A 17,464-nucleotide genomic window follows, 5' to 3' on the forward strand; every position below is an offset into this window, starting at 1 on the left:
CCCCCCATGACGGTCCTGCCTGATGACGGCTTCGTCCTGGCCGCCGAATTCCCGCCCGCGACCCGCGAACAGTGGCAGCGCCTCGTCCAAGGGGTCCTCGCCAAGGCGGGCGGTACGGCGGAGGGCGCGGCTGCCGAGGACGCCCTGGCCACCGCCCTCGAGGACGGGCTGGCCACGCGCCCCCTCTACACCGCGGACGACGGCCGCGCCGCGGCCGCCGCCACCGGCTGGCCCGGCTTCCCGCCCTTCGTGCGCGGCGCCCGGCCCGAGGGCACCACCACCGGCTGGGACGTACGCCAGCACCACCGCGACCCCGACCCGCGCCGCACCAACGAGGCCGTCCTCGCCGACCTGGAGAACGGCGTCACCAGCCTGTGGCTCGCCACCGGCGGAGCGCATCTGCCCGTCGAGGCCCTGCCCACCGCCCTCGACGGCGTCTACCTCGACCTCGCCCCCGTCGTCCTCGACGCCGGAGCCGAGTTCGAGGCCGCGGCCGGGCAGCTGCTGCGCCTGTACGACGAGCGCGGCCTGGCCCCCGGGGCCCCGCGCGGCAACCTCGGCGCCGACCCGCTGGGCACCCTCGCCCGCACCGGCACCGACGCCGACCCCACCGGCCCCCTCGCGGCCGCCGCCGCCCTCGCCGAACGGTGCCTGACGACCCGTCCCGGCGTGCGCGCCCTGACCGTCGACGCACTGCCCTACCACGAGGCCGGCGCGTCCCCAGCCCAGGAACTGGGCTGCTCCCTGGCCACCGGCGTCGCCTACCTGCGCGCCCTCACCGACGCCGGCCTCGGCGTCGAGCAGGCACTGGCCCAGCTGGAGTTCCGCTACGCGGCCACCGCCGACCAGTTCGTGACCATCGCCAAACTGCGCGCCGCACGCCGTCTGTGGGCGCGCGTCGCCGAGGTCAGCGGCGCCGCGCCAGCCGCCGGCGCCCAGCGCCAGCATGCCGTGACCTCCCCGGTGATGATGACACGCCGCGACCCGTGGGTGAACATGCTGCGCACCACCATCGCATGCCTGGCCGCGGGCGTCGGCGGCGCGGAGGCGGTGACCGTCCTGCCCTTCGATCAGGCCCTCGGCCTGCCCGACGCCTTCGCCCGCCGCATCGCCCGCAACACCTCGTCGATCCTGCTGGAGGAGTCCCACCTCGCCCGCGTCGCCGACCCGGCCGGCGGATCCTGGTACGTCGAGCGGCTCACCGACGAACTCGCCCACGCCGCCTGGACCTTCTTCCAGGAACTCGAAAGCGCCGGCGGCCAGGCCGCCGCACTGCGCTCCGGGCTGGTCGGCGAACGCCTCGCCGCCACCTGGGAGGAGCGCTCCCGGCGCCTGGCCACCCGCCGCGAACCGGTTACCGGCGTCAGCGAGTTCCCGCACCTCGCCGAGCAGCCCGTCCACCGGGAGCCCGCTCCCGCCGCCCCCGCCGGCGGCCTGCCCCGGGTGCGCCGCGACGAGGCATACGAGGCCCTGCGGGCCCGCTCCGACGCCCACCTCGCCGCCACCGGCGCCCGCCCGCGCGTCCTGCTCGCCACCCTCGGCCCCGCCGCCGCGCACACCGGGCGCGCCACCTTCGCCGCCAACCTCTTCCAGGCCGGCGGCATCGAACCCGTCCAGGCCGCCGTCGACGCCGACACGGCCGCCGGCGCCCTGGCGGACAGCGGCACCACCGTCGCCTGCCTGTGCTCCAGCGACGCCCTCTACGCCGAGCAGGCCCCCGCCGTCGCCGCCGCCCTCAGGGCGGCCGGCGCCACCCGCGTGCACCTCGCGGGGAAGGCCTCCGGCGACCAGCGGGAATCCTTCGAACGGGCCGGCATCGACGCGTTCGTCTTCGCCGGCGGCGACGCCGTCGCCGTCCTGTCCTCCGTCCTGGACCACCTGGGAGTGGCGTGATGCGCATTCCGGACTTCTCCCGCATCGACCTGGGCACCCCCGGCGACGGCCCGGCCGACGCCGCCGCCTGGCGCTCGGCCCTGAAGGAGAGCACCGGCCACCGGGCCGAGGACCTGGTGTGGGAGACCCCCGAGGGCATCGGCGTCAAGCCGCTCTACACCGACGAGGACCTCGCCGGCCTGGACTTCCTCGGCACCTACCCGGGCATCGCGCCCTACCTGCGCGGCCCCTACCCGACGATGTACGTCAACCAGCCCTGGACCATCCGGCAGTACGCCGGCTTCTCCACGGCCGAGGAGTCCAACGCCTTCTACCGCCGCAACCTCGCGGCCGGCCAGAAGGGCCTGTCCGTCGCCTTCGACCTGCCCACCCACCGCGGCTACGACAGCGACCACCCGCGCGTGACCGGCGACGTGGGCATGGCCGGCGTCGCCATCGACTCCATCTACGACATGCGGCAGCTGTTCGACGGCATCCCGCTGGACCGCATGACCGTCTCCATGACGATGAACGGCGCCGTGCTGCCCGTCCTCGCGCTGTACATCGTCGCCGCCGAGGAACAGGGCGTACCGCCCGAGAAGCTGGCCGGGACCATCCAGAACGACATCCTCAAGGAGTTCATGGTCCGCAACACCTACATCTACCCGCCCCGGCCCTCGATGCGGATCATCTCCGACATCTTCGCGTACACCTCGCAGAGGATGCCGCGCTACAACTCCATCTCCATCTCCGGCTACCACATCCAGGAAGCCGGCGCCACGGCCGACCTCGAGCTCGCCTACACCCTCGCCGACGGCGTGGAGTACCTGCGCGCCGGCCGCGAGGCCGGCCTCGACGTCGACGCCTTCGCCCCCCGCCTGTCCTTCTTCTGGGCGATCGGCATGAACTTCTTCATGGAGATCGCCAAACTGCGGGCCGCCCGGCTGCTGTGGGCCAGGCTCGTCGCACAGTTCGAGCCGAAGAACACCAAGTCGCTGTCGCTGCGCACCCATTCGCAGACCTCCGGCTGGTCGCTGACCGCCCAGGACGTCTTCAACAACGTCGCCCGCACCTGCGTCGAGGCCATGGCCGCCACCCAGGGTCACACCCAGTCCCTGCACACCAACGCCCTCGACGAGGCCCTGGCCCTGCCCACCGACTTCTCCGCCCGCATCGCCCGCAACACCCAGCTGCTGCTGCAGCAGGAGTCCGGCACCTGCCGCGTCATCGACCCCTGGGGCGGCAGCGCCTACGTCGAACGCCTCACCCACGACCTGGCCCGCCGCGCCTGGCAGCACATCCAGGAGGTCGAGGCCGCCGGCGGCATGGCCCGGGCCATCGACGCCGGCATCCCCAAGATGCGCGTCGAGGAGGCCGCGGCCCGCACCCAGGCTCGTATCGACTCCGGCCGGCAGCCGGTCATCGGCGTCAACAAGTACCGGGTCGAGGCCGACGAGCAGATCGAGGTGCTCAAGGTCGACAACTCCTCCGTCCGCGCCCAGCAGATCGACAAGCTCCGCCGGCTGCGCGCCGAACGCGACGAGGCCGCCTGCCAGGACGCCCTGCGCGCCCTGACGAACGCCGCCGCGGCCGGCCCCGGCCCCGGCCTGGAGGGCAACCTCCTCGCCCTCGCCGTCGACGCCGCCCGCGCCAAGGCCACCGTCGGCGAGATCTCCGACGCCCTGGAGAAGGTCTACGGACGTCACGCCGGCCAGATCCGTACGATCTCCGGTGTGTACCGCGAAGAGGCAGGACAGTCGGCCGCCGTCGAACGCACCCGCACCCTGGTCGAGGCGTTCGAGCAGGAGGAGGGCCGCCGGCCGCGCATCCTGGTCGCCAAGATGGGCCAGGACGGCCACGACCGCGGCCAGAAGGTCATCGCCAGCGCCTTCGCCGACCTCGGCTTCGACGTCGACGTCGGCCCCCTCTTCCAGACCCCCGCCGAGGTCGCCCGGCAGGCGGTGGAGGCCGACGTGCACATCGTCGGCGTCTCCTCGCTGGCCGCCGGCCACCTCACGCTCGTCCCCGCCCTGCGGGAGGAGCTGGCGGAACAGGGCCGCGAGGACATCATGATCGTGGTGGGCGGCGTCATCCCGCCCCAGGACGTGCCGACCCTGCTGGAGATGGGCGCCGCCGCGGTCTTCCCGCCCGGCACGGTCATCCCCGATGCCGCCCACGACCTGCTGAAGACCCTCGCCGGGGTCCTCGGCCACGAGCTGTGATCGCATGGCCCGCGCGATAGACACCGACGCCTACGTCAAGGGCGTTCTCGACGGCAGGCGGGCCGCCGTCGCGCGCGCCATCACCCTCGTCGAGTCCAGCCGCGGCGACCACCGCGAGCACGCCCAGCGCATGCTCACCGAACTCCTGCCGCACGCCGGGCGCGCCCGTCGCATCGGCGTCACCGGCGTGCCCGGCGTCGGCAAGTCCACCTTCATCGATGCCTTCGGCACCATGCTCACCGGGCTCGGCCATCGCGTCGCCGTCCTCGCCGTCGACCCGTCCTCCGGGCGCACCGGCGGCAGCATCCTCGGCGACAAGACCCGCATGGAACGCCTGGCCGTCGACCCCGCCGCCTTCGTCCGCCCCTCGCCGACCGCCGGCACCCTCGGCGGCGTCGCCCGCGCCACCCGCGAGGCCATGGTGGTCATGGAGGCCGCCGGCTACGACGTGGTGCTCGTCGAAACGGTCGGAGTCGGGCAGTCCGAGACGGCCGTCGCCGGCATGGTCGACACCTTCCTGCTCCTGACCCTCGCCCGCACCGGCGACCAGCTCCAGGGCATCAAGAAGGGCGTCCTGGAACTGGCCGACGTCATCGCCGTCAACAAGGCCGACGGACCGCACGAACGCGACGCGAAGGCCGCGGCACGCGAACTGGCGGGCGCCCTGCGGCTGCTGCACGGCCCCGACGCCGCCTGGAACGCGCCCGTCCTCACCTGCAGCGGCCGCGAGGGCGCGGGCCTGGACGTGCTGTGGGAGCGCATCGAACAGCACCGCCGGGTCCTGGACGCCACGGGCGCGCTGGCCGCGCGCCGCCAGGGGCAGCAGGTGGAGTGGGTCTGGAGCATGGTCCGCGACCAACTCCTGACGGAACTGCGGCAACACGAGGGCGTACGGACGCTGGCGCCGGAACTGGAGCGCGAGGTCGCGGCGGGCACCCTCCCCGCCAGCACCGCGGCCCAGCGCCTCCTGCGGGCGTTCCGGGGCGAGGAGTAGAGCCCCGCCCCGGGGCTTTGCCCCTCGGAGCCCCGGGACCGCGCTTCGCCCGGTGGCCCCGAACGCCGGCCGGGCCGCACGGCCCGCTCCACCCCCGGGTCCGGCCCCCGGCCGAACGTGGCATCCTGAGCCGTCACAGTTCGCCGGACCGAGGGTGCACCACATGAGACTCTGCTTCCTGGTGGAGGAGCAGTACCGGCACGACGGCATGCCGGTGGACGTCATCCGCCAACTCACTGCCTGGGGGCATCACGTGGACGTGCTGCGCCCCGGCAGCTCCCTGGTTCCCCTTTCCGAAGCGGTACGAACCGGGCAGCACGACGCATGGGTGCTCAAGACGGTCTCCGGCGGTCCGGGGCTGAGCCTTCTCGAAGCCGCCGCGGCCGTGGGTGTGGTGACCGTCAACGACGCCCGTTCGATCCGTGCCGTGCGCGACAAGGTGCGGGCCGCGGTCGTGGCGGAGGCCCACGGACTGCCGGTGCCGCCGACGTTCGCCGCGGCGGACGCCCGGCAGTTCGCCGAGCTGCCCGAGTCGCTGTTCCCGCTGGTCGTCAAGCCGGCCGACGGCAGTTCGGGCCGCGCCGTACGGCTCGTGGCATCCCCCGACCAGCTGCTGCCCACGGCCACCGGATCCCTGCTCATCGCCCAGCCCTACGTGGCCAACTCCGGCACCGATCTCAAGGTCTACTGCGTCGACGGCGAGTTCCACGGCACCGAGCGCCGCAGCCCCCTGCACCCGGACCGCCCGGCCCACGAGCGCACCGTGCCGCTGCCGCCCGCAATCGCCGCCGTCGCCGCCGCGGTCGGCGAGGCGTACGGCCTCGACCTGTACGGCGTGGACATCGTGCTGGGCCCCGACGGGCCCGTGGTCGTGGACGTCAACGACTTCCCCAGCTTCCGCCAGGTGCCGGACGCCGTCGCCAAGGTCTCCCGGGCCGTGCTGCGCCTCGCGGCACGCACGGATGCCGCACCCCTCACGCACGCGGCCGGCGGCCTCGCATGAGGATATGCCTGCTCACCCCCGACCCGACGCACCCGCTGCTCGCCGAGACCACGGCCCTGCTGACCCCCCGCCACGAGGTGGAGTGGCTCGACCCGGGCACCTACGAGGGCCTGCCGGAGCCGGCCGGGCTCGCCGACGTCTACCTGCTCAAGACCCGCACACCGCGCGCCCTGGAGCTGGCCCGCCACCTGGAGACGCACGGCGCCCCCGTCATCAATTCCGCCTCGGCCACCGAGCTGTGCCAGGACCGCACCGCCATGGCGGAGGTCGCGCTGCGCGCCGGGCTGCCGTTCGTGACCACCCGCACCGAGCCCTCGCTGGCGGGGTTCGCCGCGGCCGGCGGGCCCGGCGACCCGGTGGTCGTCAAGAGCCGGCACAGCCGCCGCGGCGACCTGGTCGCCCTCGTCGACGGCCCGGAGCGTCTCGCGGAGCTGGCCGGGCAGTGGCCGGGGGAGCCCGTCGTCGTCCAGCCCTTCACCCCCAACGACGGCTGGGACCACAAGCTGTGGGTGGTCGCGGACGAGATCTTCGCCGCCCTGCGCCGCTCGGAGCTGGCCCCGCCCGTCCCCGGCCCGCGCACCCGCTCCTTTCCCCCGGCGGACCTGCCGCCGGGGTGGCTGGAGGTGGTGCGCCGGGTGGGCGAGGTCTTCGCGCTGGACGTCTACGGCGTGGACCTGCTGGACGCCGGCGGACAGCCGGTGATCGTCGACATCAACGCCTTCCCCGGCATCCGCGGCCAGCAGGGCGCCCCCCACGCACTGGCCGCCCTGGCCCTGCGCACGGCCACCGGCAGCCGCGGGCCCCGCGTGCCGGCGGTCAGCCCCTGACGGCCCGCGCAGCGGTCAGCCGCCCACCGTGTCGAGCACCGGCAGCAGGGCGTCGGGACGCCGGTCGACCGGGAGGTGCTCCACCAGGTGCACCGCGCAGCCGATGCGGGCCGCCCCGCCGTCGTTGACCGCGTCGTCACCGACCATGAGCACCTCCTGCGGCGGTAGCCCCAGCGCCTCACAGGCCGTGTGGAACAGGCGGGGGTCGGGCTTCTGCACGCCGTGCTCGTACGACAGCACGTAGGCCTCCACCAGCGGGTCCAGGCCGTGTTCGCGGAAGACGGGCCGCAGGTCCCAGCCCACGTTGCTGACCACGGCGGTCCGCACACCGCGCCGGCGCAGCTCGCCGAGCACCGCGGCGGCGTCGGCGTACGGCCGCCACGCGCCGGGCTCCATGTGCCGCGCGTACAGCACCTCGTACAGCCCCGGCACCGGCATCGGCACGCGGCTCGCCATCGCGAAGTAGGCGGCCCGGTGCTCCTCGGCGCTGCTGTCGCGCCGCGCCCACACGGCGGCGAGCTCGTCGGGCACCTCGGCCGGCAGCGGTCCGCCCGGTTGTGCGCCTGCCTCCTGCAGACGGCGCACGAGCTCCTCGAACCCGTCCTCCGGCAAGGTGGTCCCCGTCCGCTCCAGCGCGGCGCGCAGCCACGACGCCGTCGACTCGATGCACAACAGGGTGCCGGAGAAGTCGAAGAGAACGCCCTTGGGGTGGCTCATGGCACCACTGTGCCATGAGCCCAGGGTGTCCGGCGGGTCTTCATCGCGGGGCAGTGCGTCGACTGCGGGCCGTCGGTGGCCGATCGCGACCACGCGGCGGCAGCCGCACACCGGCACTGCCCCGCGCCCCTACGGGGCGCCGTGGCTGGTGCAGTGCCCCGTCAGGGGCGCGGGGAACTGCGCGACAAGCCACGATGCACCCGCAGACGGGGCACTGCATGATCCGCCGGACACGGCCTAGCCGCGAAGGGCGCTCAAGCCGGGGACGAAGGTCACCAGCACGGGGACGAACGGCACCAGTGAGGCCACCGCCGTCAGCCGCAGCCGTTGCGGCACCGTCAGCCGGGGCGCGGGTGCCAGCAGGCGGTCGACACGGTCGGGCAGCCGGGACAGGCCGGAGGCGCCGGGGCCGAAGACACCGCGGTCCTCGTTGAGTTCGACCAGGGCGAGGGCGGTCGCCAGCCGGCCCGTGCGGCGGGAGGCGCAGTCGTCCGCCGCGAGCTCGACCAGGTGGTGCACCTGGTCGCGGAAGGCCGCGAAGACCGGCACCTGCGGGAAGCCGTCCGCCAGTGCGGCCGAGCAGTGCAGCAGCCAGTCGTGGCGGGCCCGGGCGTGGCCCTGTTCGTGGGCGAGCACGGCGTCCAGCTGCGAGCCGTCCAGCCGGCGCAGCGCCGCGGTGGTGATCACCAGCCGGGGTGCGGCGCCGCCGCGCAGCAGCCAGGCGTCCGGACGGTCGCTCTCCAGCACCACCAGGCGCTCACCGCCGCGTGGTTCGCCCGGCAGCCGCGGCGAGCGCACCCGCAGTGCCGCGTGCCGCCGGCGGCGCCGGGCCCGGCGCACCTCGCGGGTGAGCATCGCCGCCGTCCACAGGGCGCCGGCGGCCAGCGAGATGGCCAGGGGTGCGGCCCAGGAGCCGTACACGCCCAGGGCGTAGGCCTCCATCACCCCGTGCGGCGCCGGGGCGAAGACGTGGCCGCGCACCGCCTCCCAGGCGGCGGCCGCGCTGAGCGACATCGCGAGCGCGCAGCACAACAGGACGGCGGCCACCGCGCATTGCCACACCCACAGCGCCAGCACCGGTTCGCGGGCGGGCCAGTCGGCGCGGGTCAGGACGCGCGGGGCCAGGGCCGCGACGAGGGCGGCCAGGAGCAGCAGCGCGAGCGGGACCATCATGGGCGTGTGTACCCCCCGGACCGAAGTGATGGGTGCCTGCTGCGACCCTAGTGGCCGGGCGGCCCCGCGCGCAGTGGTCCCGCCCACGCCGGGGCGGCCGGTCTCAGCGCACGCGCCCGCGGGGCTTGAGGGGGACGGGCGGCAGGGCGGGGGCGGCGAGGCGCGCACCCTCGTAGCCGTGCACCTCGCCGAAGCGCGCGGGGCCGGCCATCCACTCCTCGCGCGCCCGCACGATCTCGTCGTGGCCGCGGCCCACGAAGTTCCACCACATCACGATCCGCTCCTCGAACGGCTCGCCGCCCAGCAGCATGAACGCGCTGTCCACCGTGGCCCGCAGCGGCAGTTCCGTGCGCCCGCACCCCAGGTACAGCATCGATCCGGGGGCCGGTCGTACACCGTCGACCTCGGCCTCGCCGGACATCGTCAGCACCGCGTACTCGAAGTCGGGGTCGACCGGCAGCCGGGCCGACGTGCCGGCCGCGAGGGCGACGTCCGCGCCGACGAGGGGGGTGTACGCGGTGGCGGGCGAGGCCACGCCGGCCAGCTCGCCCATGAGCACGGTGGCGGTCAGGCCGTTGCCGCCCGTCACCCGCGGCAGCTCGGCGTGGTGTTCCCAGGCGGGCGCGGTGTGCCGGTGCGCCTCGGGCAGCGCCACCCACAGCTGCGCCCCGTGCAGCAGCGGGGCGTGCTCGCGCGGCGACTCCTCCGAGTGGGCGATGCCGCGCCCCGACGTCATCAGCCCCAGCTGCCCCGGCCGCAGCGTCTGCGCGCTGCCCAGGCTGTCGCGGTGCAGGATCTCGCCGTCGTGCAGCCAGCTGACGGTCTGCAGGCCGATGTGGGGGTGTGGCGGGACCTGCATGCCGGGCTCGTCCGCGATGTCGTCGGGCCCGTAGTGGTCGACGAAGCACCACGCCCCGACCATGCGCCGGCCCATGCTGGGCAGCAGCCGGCGCACGACGGTGCTCTCGCCCAGCGGCATGCGCTTGGCGGGCAGCAACTCCCGCACGGGACCGCCCGGTACGTCACCGCGGCCGCCGCAGGGGGTGGGGACGGGGCGCAGGTCGAGGTTGCTCATGAGCACACTGTGCCACGCGAAGGCCCCCGCCCGGCGGAAGCCGGAGCGGGGGCCCTGGGAAGGAGGCGGGATCAGCCCTTGCGGGACTTGACCTCTTCCGTCAGCTGCGGGACGACCTCGAACAGGTCGCCCACGACGCCGTAGTCGGCGAGCTCGAAGATCGGGGCCTCGGAGTCCTTGTTGATGGCCACGATGGTCTTCGAGGTCTGCATGCCGGCCCGGTGCTGGATGGCGCCGGAGATGCCCGCCGCGATGTACAGCTGCGGCGAGACGGACTTGCCGGTCTGGCCGACCTGGTTGGTGTGCGGGTACCAGCCGGCGTCGACGGCGGCGCGGGAGGCGCCGACGGCCGCGCCGAGGGAGTCGGCGAGGGACTCGATGATCCCGAAGTTCTCGGCGCCGTTGACGCCGCGGCCGCCGGAGACCACGATCGCGGCCTCGGTCAGCTCGGGGCGGCCGGTCGACTCGCGCGGGGTGCGGGAGACGACCTTGGTGCCGGTGGCCAGCTCGCCGAAGCTCACGGCCAGCTGCTCGACGGCGCCGGCGGCCGGGGCGGCCTCGGGGGCGGCCGAGTTGGGCTTGACGGTGATGACCGGGGTGCCCTTGGTGACGCGGGACCTGGTGGTGTACGAGGCGGCGAAGACCGACTGCGTGGCCACCGGGCCCTCGTCGCCGGCCTCCAGGTCGACGGCGTCGGTGATGATGCCCGAGCCGATGCGCACCGCGAGGCGCCCGGCGATCTCCTTGCCCTCGGCGGAGGAGGGGATCAGCACGGCGGCGGGGGAGACGGCCTCGTAGGCCGCCTGCAGGGCGTCGACCTTGGGCACGACGAGGTAGTCGGCGAACTCGGGGGCGTCGGCGGTGAGGACCTTGACCGCGCCGTACTCGGCGAGGGTCGCGGCGGCGGCGTCGGCACCGGCGCCCAGGTGCACGGCGACGGGCTCGCCGATGCGGCGGGCGAGCGTCAGCAGCTCCAGGGTGGGCTTGCGGACGGCGCCGTCCACGTGGTCGACGTAGACGAGGACTTCAGCCATGGCGTTGCTCTCCTGCGGGGAAACGAGGACGGGAAGGGGACGGCGCGGCTCAGATGAACTTCTGGCCCGCGAGGAACTCGGCGAGCTGCTTGCCGCCCTCGCCCTCGTCCGTGACGATGGTGCCGGCCGTGCGGGCCGGGCGCTCCGCGGCCTCGTCGACCGCGGTCGAGGCGCCCTCCAGGCCGACCTCGTCCGCCTCGATGTCCAGGTCGGACAGGTCCAGGGACTCCACCGGCTTCTTCTTGGCGGCCATGATGCCCTTGAAGGACGGGTAGCGTGCCTCGCCCGACTGGTCGGTGACGGAGACGACGGCCGGCAGGGCGGCCTCCAGCTGCTCGCTGGCGGCGTCGCCGTCGCGGCGGCCGGTGACCTTGCCGTCGGCCACGGCGACCTCGGAGAGCAGGGTGACCTGCGGGACGCCCAGGCGCTCGGCGAGCATCGCCGGCAGCACGCCCATGCCGCCGTCGGTGGAGGCCATGCCGCTGATCACCAGGTCGAAGCCGGTCTTCTCGACGGCCTTGGCCAGCACCAGGGAGGTGCCGAGCGCGTCGGTGCCGTGCAGGTCGTCGTCCTCGACGTGGACGGCCTTGTCGGCGCCCATCGACAGCGCCTTGCGCAGCGCGTCGTTCGCGTCCTCGGGACCGATGGTCAGGACGGTGATCTCCGCCTCGCCGTCGGCCGCCTCCTTGATCTGCAGCGCCTGCTCGACCGCGTACTCGTCGAGCTCCGAGAGCAGGCCGTCCACGTCGTCGCGGTCGACGGTCAGGTCTTCGGCGAAGTGCCGGTCGCCGGTGGCGTCGGGCACGTACTTCACACAGACAACGATCCTCAAGCTCACGCCGGCTCTCCTACTGCATCGTCTCTATCAAAGCTGCCTTGACAGGCAGCATAGGCGCCTGGTGGGGCGGGATCCCGGTCGGCGGCGTCCTCGCTCCGACCAGAATGTTACTCGTCAGTACATCGAGCGTGGTGACCGAACGCAAGGCCGGTCCACTGTGATCTGCCCAACGCGTGAGACGGGGACGCCTCAGTCGCGCAATGCGTTGAAACGCCCCTGGTGGTACAGCAGGGGCCGGCCGTCGCCCGTGGGATCCCCGGCCACCACCTCGGCCAGCACCAGGCGGTGGTCTCCGGCGGGCACCCGGGCCACCACCCGGCACACCAGCCACGCCAGGACGTCCTCCAGCACCGGCACCCCGTGCGGCCCCGGCCGCCAGCGGGTGGGCGGGGCGAAACGGTCCGCGCCGCTGCGCGCGAAGGTGGTGGCGAGCTGCTGCTGGTGCTCTCCCAGTATGTGCACGCCCACATGCTCGGCCCCGGCCAGCACCGGCCAGCTGGAGGAGCCGGTGCCCACCCCGAAGGAGACCAGGGGCGGTTCGGCGGCGACGGAGGTCAGGGAGGTCGCGGTGAAGCCGGCCGGGCGGGCACCCTGTGCGGTGATCACCGCGACGCCGGCCGCGTGCCGGCGGAAGACCGAGCGCAGCAGCTCGGGGCTGCCGAGGTCGGCGGGGGAGGCCGTCATGGAGTTGTGGTGTCCTTCCGAAGGGGCCCGGGCGGCATGGCGTCACAGTGACGATCGACGCCGTGCGGCGTCAAGCGAGGGCCTACGGGTGGGAGGTGGATCACGCCGCGTGACCTCGATGCCGTCACATCGCCGCGCCGAGCGCGGCGACGACGTCGGCCCGGCGCGGCTGCCCGGCGGCCCGGCGCACCACGCGGCCGCCTGCGTCCAGGACGAGGGTGGTCGGGGTGGCGGTCACCTCCAGCGCGCGCACCAGTTCCAGGCGGGACTCCGCGTCGATCTCGACGTGCGCCACGCCCTCGACCATGGCGGCCACGTCCGCGAGCACCCGCCGGGTGGCCCGGCACGGTTGGCAGAAGGCGCTGGAGAACTGCACGAGCGTCGCCCGCTCGCCCAGGCGCGCGCCGAGTTCGGCCCCGCTCAGCCGCGTCGGCTGCATCGTGTGCTCCTTCGTCGTCCCCGCCGTGTCATCGGCGCCCGTTGCCCTCGCGTCAGCGCCCGCCGTAACCGGGAAATTTCCCGACGTGACGAGGATCTCCACCCCCGCCCGGTCTCCCAGCTGGATCGGCGCGTGCCCATTCGGGCACGATCTGGCGAAAGCCAGACCCTACGTCCGCGTAACTTCAGCATCTCAACCGGGAGCACCCTCCCCGGGCCGGAAGGATCTTCCCGATATGGCAGAGCTCGTCTACCCCCCGGTGATCGGATTCGCGCGCACCATGTTCAAGGCCTTGGACCTGCGTTTCGACATCCAGGGCAGCGAGCACGTCCCGCAGCGCGGCGGGGCCGTGCTGGTGAGCAACCACATCGGCTACCTCGACTTCGTCTTCTGCGGGCTGGCCGCGCGGCCGGCGGGGCGCCTGGTGCGCTTCATGGCCAAGGAGCAGGTCTTCCGTCACAAGGTCTCCGGGCCGCTCATGCGGGCCATGAAGCACATACCCGTCGACCGCGCCGCGGGCGCCGACGCCTACCGCCACGCGCTGTCCGCGCTGCGCTCCGGCGAGGTCGTCGGGGTCTTCCCCGAGGCGACGATCTCCACGTCCTTCACGCTGAAGAACTTCAAGACGGGCGCGGCACGGCTGGCCCAGGAGGCCGGGGTGCCGCTGGTGCCCATGGCGCTGTGGGGCACCCAGCGGCTGTGGACCAAGGGACGCAAGCGCGACCTGGGCCGCAACCACGTCCCGGTGACCATCCGGGTGGGCGAGCCGGTCGAGGCCGCGGCGGACGAGTCCGCCGAGCAGGTCACCGACCGGGTGCGCGGCCGCGTCCAGCAGCTGCTGGAGGCCGCCCAGCGCGCCTATCCGGTGCGCGCCGACGGCCCCGGCGACAGCTGGTGGGTGCCCGCCCACCTGGGCGGCACGGCCCCCACGCCGGCCGAGGCCGCCCTGGCCGAGCGCCGCTGATACGACGACGGGGTGCGGGGTACGTACGTCGCCGTACGTACCCCGCACCCCGTACGGTGCAGGGGCGCTTGCGCCTACTGCTTGGCCATTTCCTCCGCGACCGCCGCGGTGAAGGCGTCCACGTCGGCCTCGGTGGTGTCGAAGGAGCACATCCAGCGCACGTCGCCGGCCGCCTCGTCCCAGAAGTAGAAGCGGTAGCGCTTCTGCAGCCGCTCGCTCACGTCGTGCGGCAGGCGGGCGAAGACCGCGTTGGACTGCACCGGGTGCAGCACCTCCACGCCCTCGATCCCGCGCACGCCCTCGGCCAGACGGGCGGCCATGGCGTTGGCGTGGGAGGCACTGCGCAGCCACAGGTCGCCCGACAGCAGCGCCTCGAACTGCACCGAGACGAAGCGCATCTTGGAGGCGAGCTGCATCGACAGCTTGCGCAGGTGCTTCATCGCCCGCACCGCGTCCGGGTCGAGGACGACGACGCACTCGCCGAAGACCATGCCGTTCTTCGTCCCGCCGAAGGAGAGCAGGTCCACACCGGCGTCGGTGGTGAACGCCCGCAGCGGCACGCCCAGGGAGGCCGCCGCATTGGCGATCCGCGAACCGTCGAGGTGGACCTTCATGCCCCGCTCGTGGGCGTGGTCGCAGATCTCGCGGATCTCCTCGGGCGTGTAGCAGGTGCCCAGCTCGGTGGTCTGCGTGATCGAGACGATCTGCGGCTGGGCGCGGTGCTCGTCGTCCCAGCCCCACGCCTCGCGGTCGATCAGCTCCGGCGTCAGCTTGCCGTGCTCGGTGGGTACGGCGAGCAGCTTCAGCCCGCCGACGCGCTCGGGCGCGCCGCCCTCGTCGACGTTGATGTGCGCGCTCTGCGCGCAGATCACCGCCCCCCAGCGCTCGCTGGCGGCCTGCAGGGCGACGACGTTGGCGCCCGTGCCGTTGAACACCGGGAAGGCCTCGGCGGTGGGCCCGAAGTGGGCCCGCATGATCTCCTGCAGATGGGCGGTGTAGTCGTCCTCGCCGTAGGCGACCTGGTGGCCGCCGTTGGCGAGGGCGAGGGCCGCGAGGACCTCCGGGTGGGCGCCGGCGTAGTTGTCGCTGGCGAAGCCGCGCAGCTGCGGGTCGTGCCGGCGTATCGCGTCGGTCGCCGGGGGGATCACGGTTGCGGGGTCAGCCACTGACGGGTTCCGTTCACTTCGTGGGCGGGCTTCTCCCAGACGCCTGCGATGGCCTGGGCCAGGTCGGCGACGTCGGTGAATCCCGCGAATTTCGCGTTGGGTCGTTCGGCGCGCATGGCGTCGTGCACGAGGGCCTTGACCACCATGACGGTGGCGGCGGCCGGCGGCTCGCCCTCGCCGCCCGCCTTGCGGAAGGAGTCCGCGAGCGCCAGGGTCCAGGCCTCGGCGGCGGCCTTGGAGGCCGCGTAGGCGGCGTTGCCCGCGGTGGGCTTGCTCGCGCCCGCGGCGCTGACCAGCACGTAGCGGCCGCGGCCGCTGCGGGCCAGGGCGCCCTCGAAGGCCAGCGAGGTGTGCTGGACGGTGCGGATGAGCAGCTTCTCCAGCAGCTCCCAGTCGGCCAGGTCGGTCTCGGCGAAGGTCGCCGAGCCGCGCCAGCCGCCCACGAGGTGGATCAGGCCGTCGATCCGCCCGAACTCCTTCTCCGTGCGGTCCGCCCAGGCACGGGTGCCGTCCAGGTCGAGCAGGTCCACGGTCTCGCCGGTCACGGTCGCGCCTCCGTGGGCGTACCGGGCGGCGTCCACGGCCTCGGCGAGGCGGGCCGCGTCGGCGTCGGAGGCCACGACGGTGGCCCCGGCCTCGGCCAGCCGCAGCAGGACCGCCCGTCCGGCCGCACCGGCCGCTCCGGCCACTGCCACCACGGCGCCCTCCAGCGGGCCACCGTTGCCGTTCGACGGAGTGCTCATGCCCGTCGCCTCCTTCTCCTGCTCGCTCACGTTCTGCTCGCTCACGCCGCGACCCGCTCCACGTCCGCCGCGGTGATCCCCTTGGTCGAGGCGATCACGGACCGCAGCTTCTTGGCAAGGGCCTCGTAGAACATGCTGAGCGGGAACTCGTCCGGGAGCACCTCGTCCACGAGCTTGCGCGGCGGCTGGGTGAGGTCCAGGGCGTCGGGACCCTTGGCCCACACGGAGCCGGGGTGGGGGGCCAGGTAGGAGGAGACGAGCTCGTAGGCGGCGAACCAGTGCACGAGCTTGGGGCGGTCGATGCCGTCCCGGTAGAGCTTCTCGATCTCGCCGCACAGCTGGTTGGTGACCTGCGGGGCCCGCTCCCAGTCGATGCGCAGGGTGTTGTCCGTCCAGCGTACGACGTCGTGCTTGTGCAGGTACGCGAAGAGCAGCTGACCGCCCAGACCGTCGTAGTTGCGCACGCGCTCACCGGTGAGCGGGAAGCGGAACATGCGGTCGAAGAGCACCGCGAACTGCACGTCACGGGCCTGCGGGTAGCCCTCGTCCGCCAGCTTCACGGCCTCCTTGAACGCCGTGAGGTCGCAGCGCAGCTCCTCCAGGCCGTACATCCAGAACGGCTGGCGCTGCTTGATCATGAAGGGGTCGAAGGGCAGGTCGCCGTGGCTGTGGGTGCGGTCGTGGACCATGTCCCACAGCACGAACGCCTCCTCGCAGCGCTTCTGGTCGCCCAGCATCGCCGCGATGTCCTCCGGCAGGTCCACGCGCAGGGTCTCCACGGCCGCCTCGGTCACCCGGCGGAAGCGGGCGGCCTCGCGGTCGCAGAAGATCCCGCCCCAGGTGAAGCGCTCGGGGGCCTCGCGCACCGCGATCGTCTCGGGGAAGAGCACGGCGGAGTTGGTGTCGTAGCCCGCGGTGAAGTCCTCGAACGTGATGCCGAGGAAGAGCGGGTTGTCGTACCGGGTGCGCTCCAGCTCGGCCAGCCACTCCGGCCACACCACGCGCAGGACGACGGCCTCCAGGTTGCGGTCGAGGTTGCCGTTCTGCGTGTACATCGGGAAGACGACCAGGTGCTGCAGGCCGTCGGCGCGCTGCGCGGCGGGCCGGAAGGCCAGCAGTGCGTCCAGGAAGTCCGGCACGCCGAAGCCCGAATCCGCCCAGCGGCGCAGGTCGGCCACCAGGGCCTCGTGGTACGCGGCGTCGTGCGGCAGGAGCGGGGAGAGCTCCTGGACGGCCGTTATGACCGCCTCGACCTGTGCCCGGACCGCCTCGCCCGGCGGCGCTCCGCCGGCGGTGAGGTCGATCGAGCCGTCGGCGGACTGCCACGGCCGAATCGTCTCGACCGCCGTCTTGAGCGCGGCCCAGGCCGGGTGCTCCACGACACGATCGTCAGACAGAATGTCGGTTTTGACCGCTGTCGACGCAAGAATTTCCGTCACGACTGCCCCTCCTCGGGAGAACCTGGCGTTAAGACACCGTATCCAGGCGAGGTTCTTCAGCTCAAGGGCCGTGGCGAGAAATTATCCTGCAACCCCCCGGGGTGGACCGACGTTTTTCCTGTGCGCCTCCCCCGTGCGAGGCAACGCGAGAGGACATACGCCACCCTCGGCGCACCTTTCACCCCGGCGACACGGGCGAAAACCGGCCACGCGCGCGGTGCACCGTCCTTCCCGGACGCCTACCCACGTTGCGGCCGGTTCATGAACCGGCAAC

The 17,464-nt window shown here is 73.5% G+C and carries 16 protein-coding genes; 6 read left to right on the forward strand and 10 right to left on the reverse strand.

Translation table 11 applies throughout. The annotated features are described in order from the left end of the window. Positions 1-6: 6 nt before the first annotated feature. From AB0K17_RS06370 to AB0K17_RS06390, 5 genes are all read left to right on the forward strand, one after another. Positions 7-1,893, forward strand: coding sequence for a methylmalonyl-CoA mutase family protein (locus AB0K17_RS06370; RefSeq protein ID WP_365982276.1), 1,887 nt, complete (start codon positions 7-9; stop codon positions 1,891-1,893). Continuing rightward, positions 1,893-4,094, forward strand: coding sequence for a methylmalonyl-CoA mutase (gene scpA, locus AB0K17_RS06375; RefSeq protein WP_365968494.1), 2,202 nt, complete (start codon positions 1,893-1,895; stop codon positions 4,092-4,094). The genes AB0K17_RS06370 and scpA overlap by 1 nt, the downstream gene beginning before the upstream one ends. Before the next feature lie 4 nt (positions 4,095-4,098). Then, positions 4,099-5,088, forward strand: a complete 990-nt coding sequence (meaB, locus tag AB0K17_RS06380; protein ID WP_365968493.1) for a methylmalonyl Co-A mutase-associated GTPase MeaB — start codon at positions 4,099-4,101, stop codon at positions 5,086-5,088. Positions 5,089-5,251: 163 nt separating this feature from the next. Then, positions 5,252-6,091, forward strand: a complete 840-nt coding sequence (locus AB0K17_RS06385; protein WP_365968492.1) for a hypothetical protein — start codon at positions 5,252-5,254, stop codon at positions 6,089-6,091. Beyond that, a complete protein-coding gene (locus tag AB0K17_RS06390; protein ID WP_365982277.1) occupies positions 6,088-6,918 on the forward strand; it encodes an alpha-L-glutamate ligase in 831 nt (276 codons plus the stop codon). Before AB0K17_RS06385 ends, AB0K17_RS06390 begins: the two co-directional genes overlap by 4 nt. 15 nt (positions 6,919-6,933) lie before the next feature. Here AB0K17_RS06390 and AB0K17_RS06395 read toward each other — a convergent pair whose 3' ends face one another. The 7 genes from AB0K17_RS06395 to AB0K17_RS06425 form a co-directional block, all read right to left on the reverse strand. Continuing rightward, positions 6,934-7,635, reverse strand: a complete 702-nt coding sequence (locus AB0K17_RS06395) for an HAD family hydrolase (RefSeq protein WP_365982278.1) — start codon at positions 7,633-7,635, stop codon at positions 6,934-6,936. A gap of 237 nt (positions 7,636-7,872) precedes the next feature. Continuing rightward, positions 7,873-8,808 (reverse strand): M56 family metallopeptidase, encoded by a 936-nt coding sequence (locus tag AB0K17_RS06400; RefSeq protein ID WP_365982279.1) that lies wholly within the window; start codon positions 8,806-8,808, stop codon positions 7,873-7,875. Between the two features lie 103 nt (positions 8,809-8,911). Further along, on the reverse strand, positions 8,912-9,883 hold the full coding sequence (locus tag AB0K17_RS06405; RefSeq protein ID WP_365982280.1) for a pirin family protein: 972 nt from the start codon (positions 9,881-9,883) through the stop codon (positions 8,912-8,914). Between the two features lie 71 nt (positions 9,884-9,954). Then, the gene (locus AB0K17_RS06410; RefSeq protein ID WP_365982281.1) at positions 9,955-10,917 is read right to left on the reverse strand and encodes an electron transfer flavoprotein subunit alpha/FixB family protein; all 963 of its coding nucleotides are present in this window, start codon (positions 10,915-10,917) and stop codon (positions 9,955-9,957) included. 49 nt (positions 10,918-10,966) lie between these two features. Next, positions 10,967-11,755 (reverse strand): electron transfer flavoprotein subunit beta/FixA family protein, encoded by a 789-nt coding sequence (locus tag AB0K17_RS06415; RefSeq protein ID WP_365968486.1) that lies wholly within the window; start codon positions 11,753-11,755, stop codon positions 10,967-10,969. Positions 11,756-11,944: 189 nt separating this feature from the next. After that, positions 11,945-12,439 (reverse strand): flavin reductase family protein, encoded by a 495-nt coding sequence (locus AB0K17_RS06420; protein WP_365968485.1) that lies wholly within the window; start codon positions 12,437-12,439, stop codon positions 11,945-11,947. A gap of 124 nt (positions 12,440-12,563) precedes the next feature. Beyond that, positions 12,564-12,878, reverse strand: a complete 315-nt coding sequence (locus AB0K17_RS06425) for a thioredoxin family protein (RefSeq protein ID WP_365968484.1) — start codon at positions 12,876-12,878, stop codon at positions 12,564-12,566. A 235-nt stretch (positions 12,879-13,113) separates the two neighbouring features. Here AB0K17_RS06425 and AB0K17_RS06430 point away from each other — a divergent pair, with 235 nt between their 5' ends. Continuing rightward, on the forward strand, positions 13,114-13,842 hold the full coding sequence (locus tag AB0K17_RS06430; RefSeq protein WP_365968483.1) for a lysophospholipid acyltransferase family protein: 729 nt from the start codon (positions 13,114-13,116) through the stop codon (positions 13,840-13,842). Between the two features lie 74 nt (positions 13,843-13,916). Here AB0K17_RS06430 and AB0K17_RS06435 read toward each other — a convergent pair whose 3' ends face one another. Genes AB0K17_RS06435 through AB0K17_RS06445 form a run of 3 tightly spaced genes read right to left on the reverse strand, consistent with a single transcriptional unit; the run spans position 13,917 to position 17,190 of the window. Continuing rightward, positions 13,917-15,008 (reverse strand): low specificity L-threonine aldolase, encoded by a 1,092-nt coding sequence (locus AB0K17_RS06435; RefSeq protein ID WP_365968482.1) that lies wholly within the window; start codon positions 15,006-15,008, stop codon positions 13,917-13,919. Continuing rightward, the gene (locus AB0K17_RS06440) at positions 14,987-15,751 is read right to left on the reverse strand and encodes an SDR family NAD(P)-dependent oxidoreductase (protein WP_365968531.1); all 765 of its coding nucleotides are present in this window, start codon (positions 15,749-15,751) and stop codon (positions 14,987-14,989) included. The genes AB0K17_RS06435 and AB0K17_RS06440 overlap by 22 nt, the downstream gene beginning before the upstream one ends. A 41-nt stretch (positions 15,752-15,792) precedes the next feature. After that, positions 15,793-17,190: a DUF6421 family protein gene (locus tag AB0K17_RS06445; protein WP_365982282.1), complete on the reverse strand. Its 1,398-nt coding sequence runs from the start codon at positions 17,188-17,190 to the stop codon at positions 15,793-15,795. Positions 17,191-17,464 lie beyond the last annotated feature (274 nt).

It is taken from the genome of Streptomyces sp. NPDC049585, from assembly GCF_040675615.1.
Lineage (GTDB): Bacteria > Actinomycetota > Actinomycetes > Streptomycetales > Streptomycetaceae > Streptomyces > Streptomyces luteosporeus.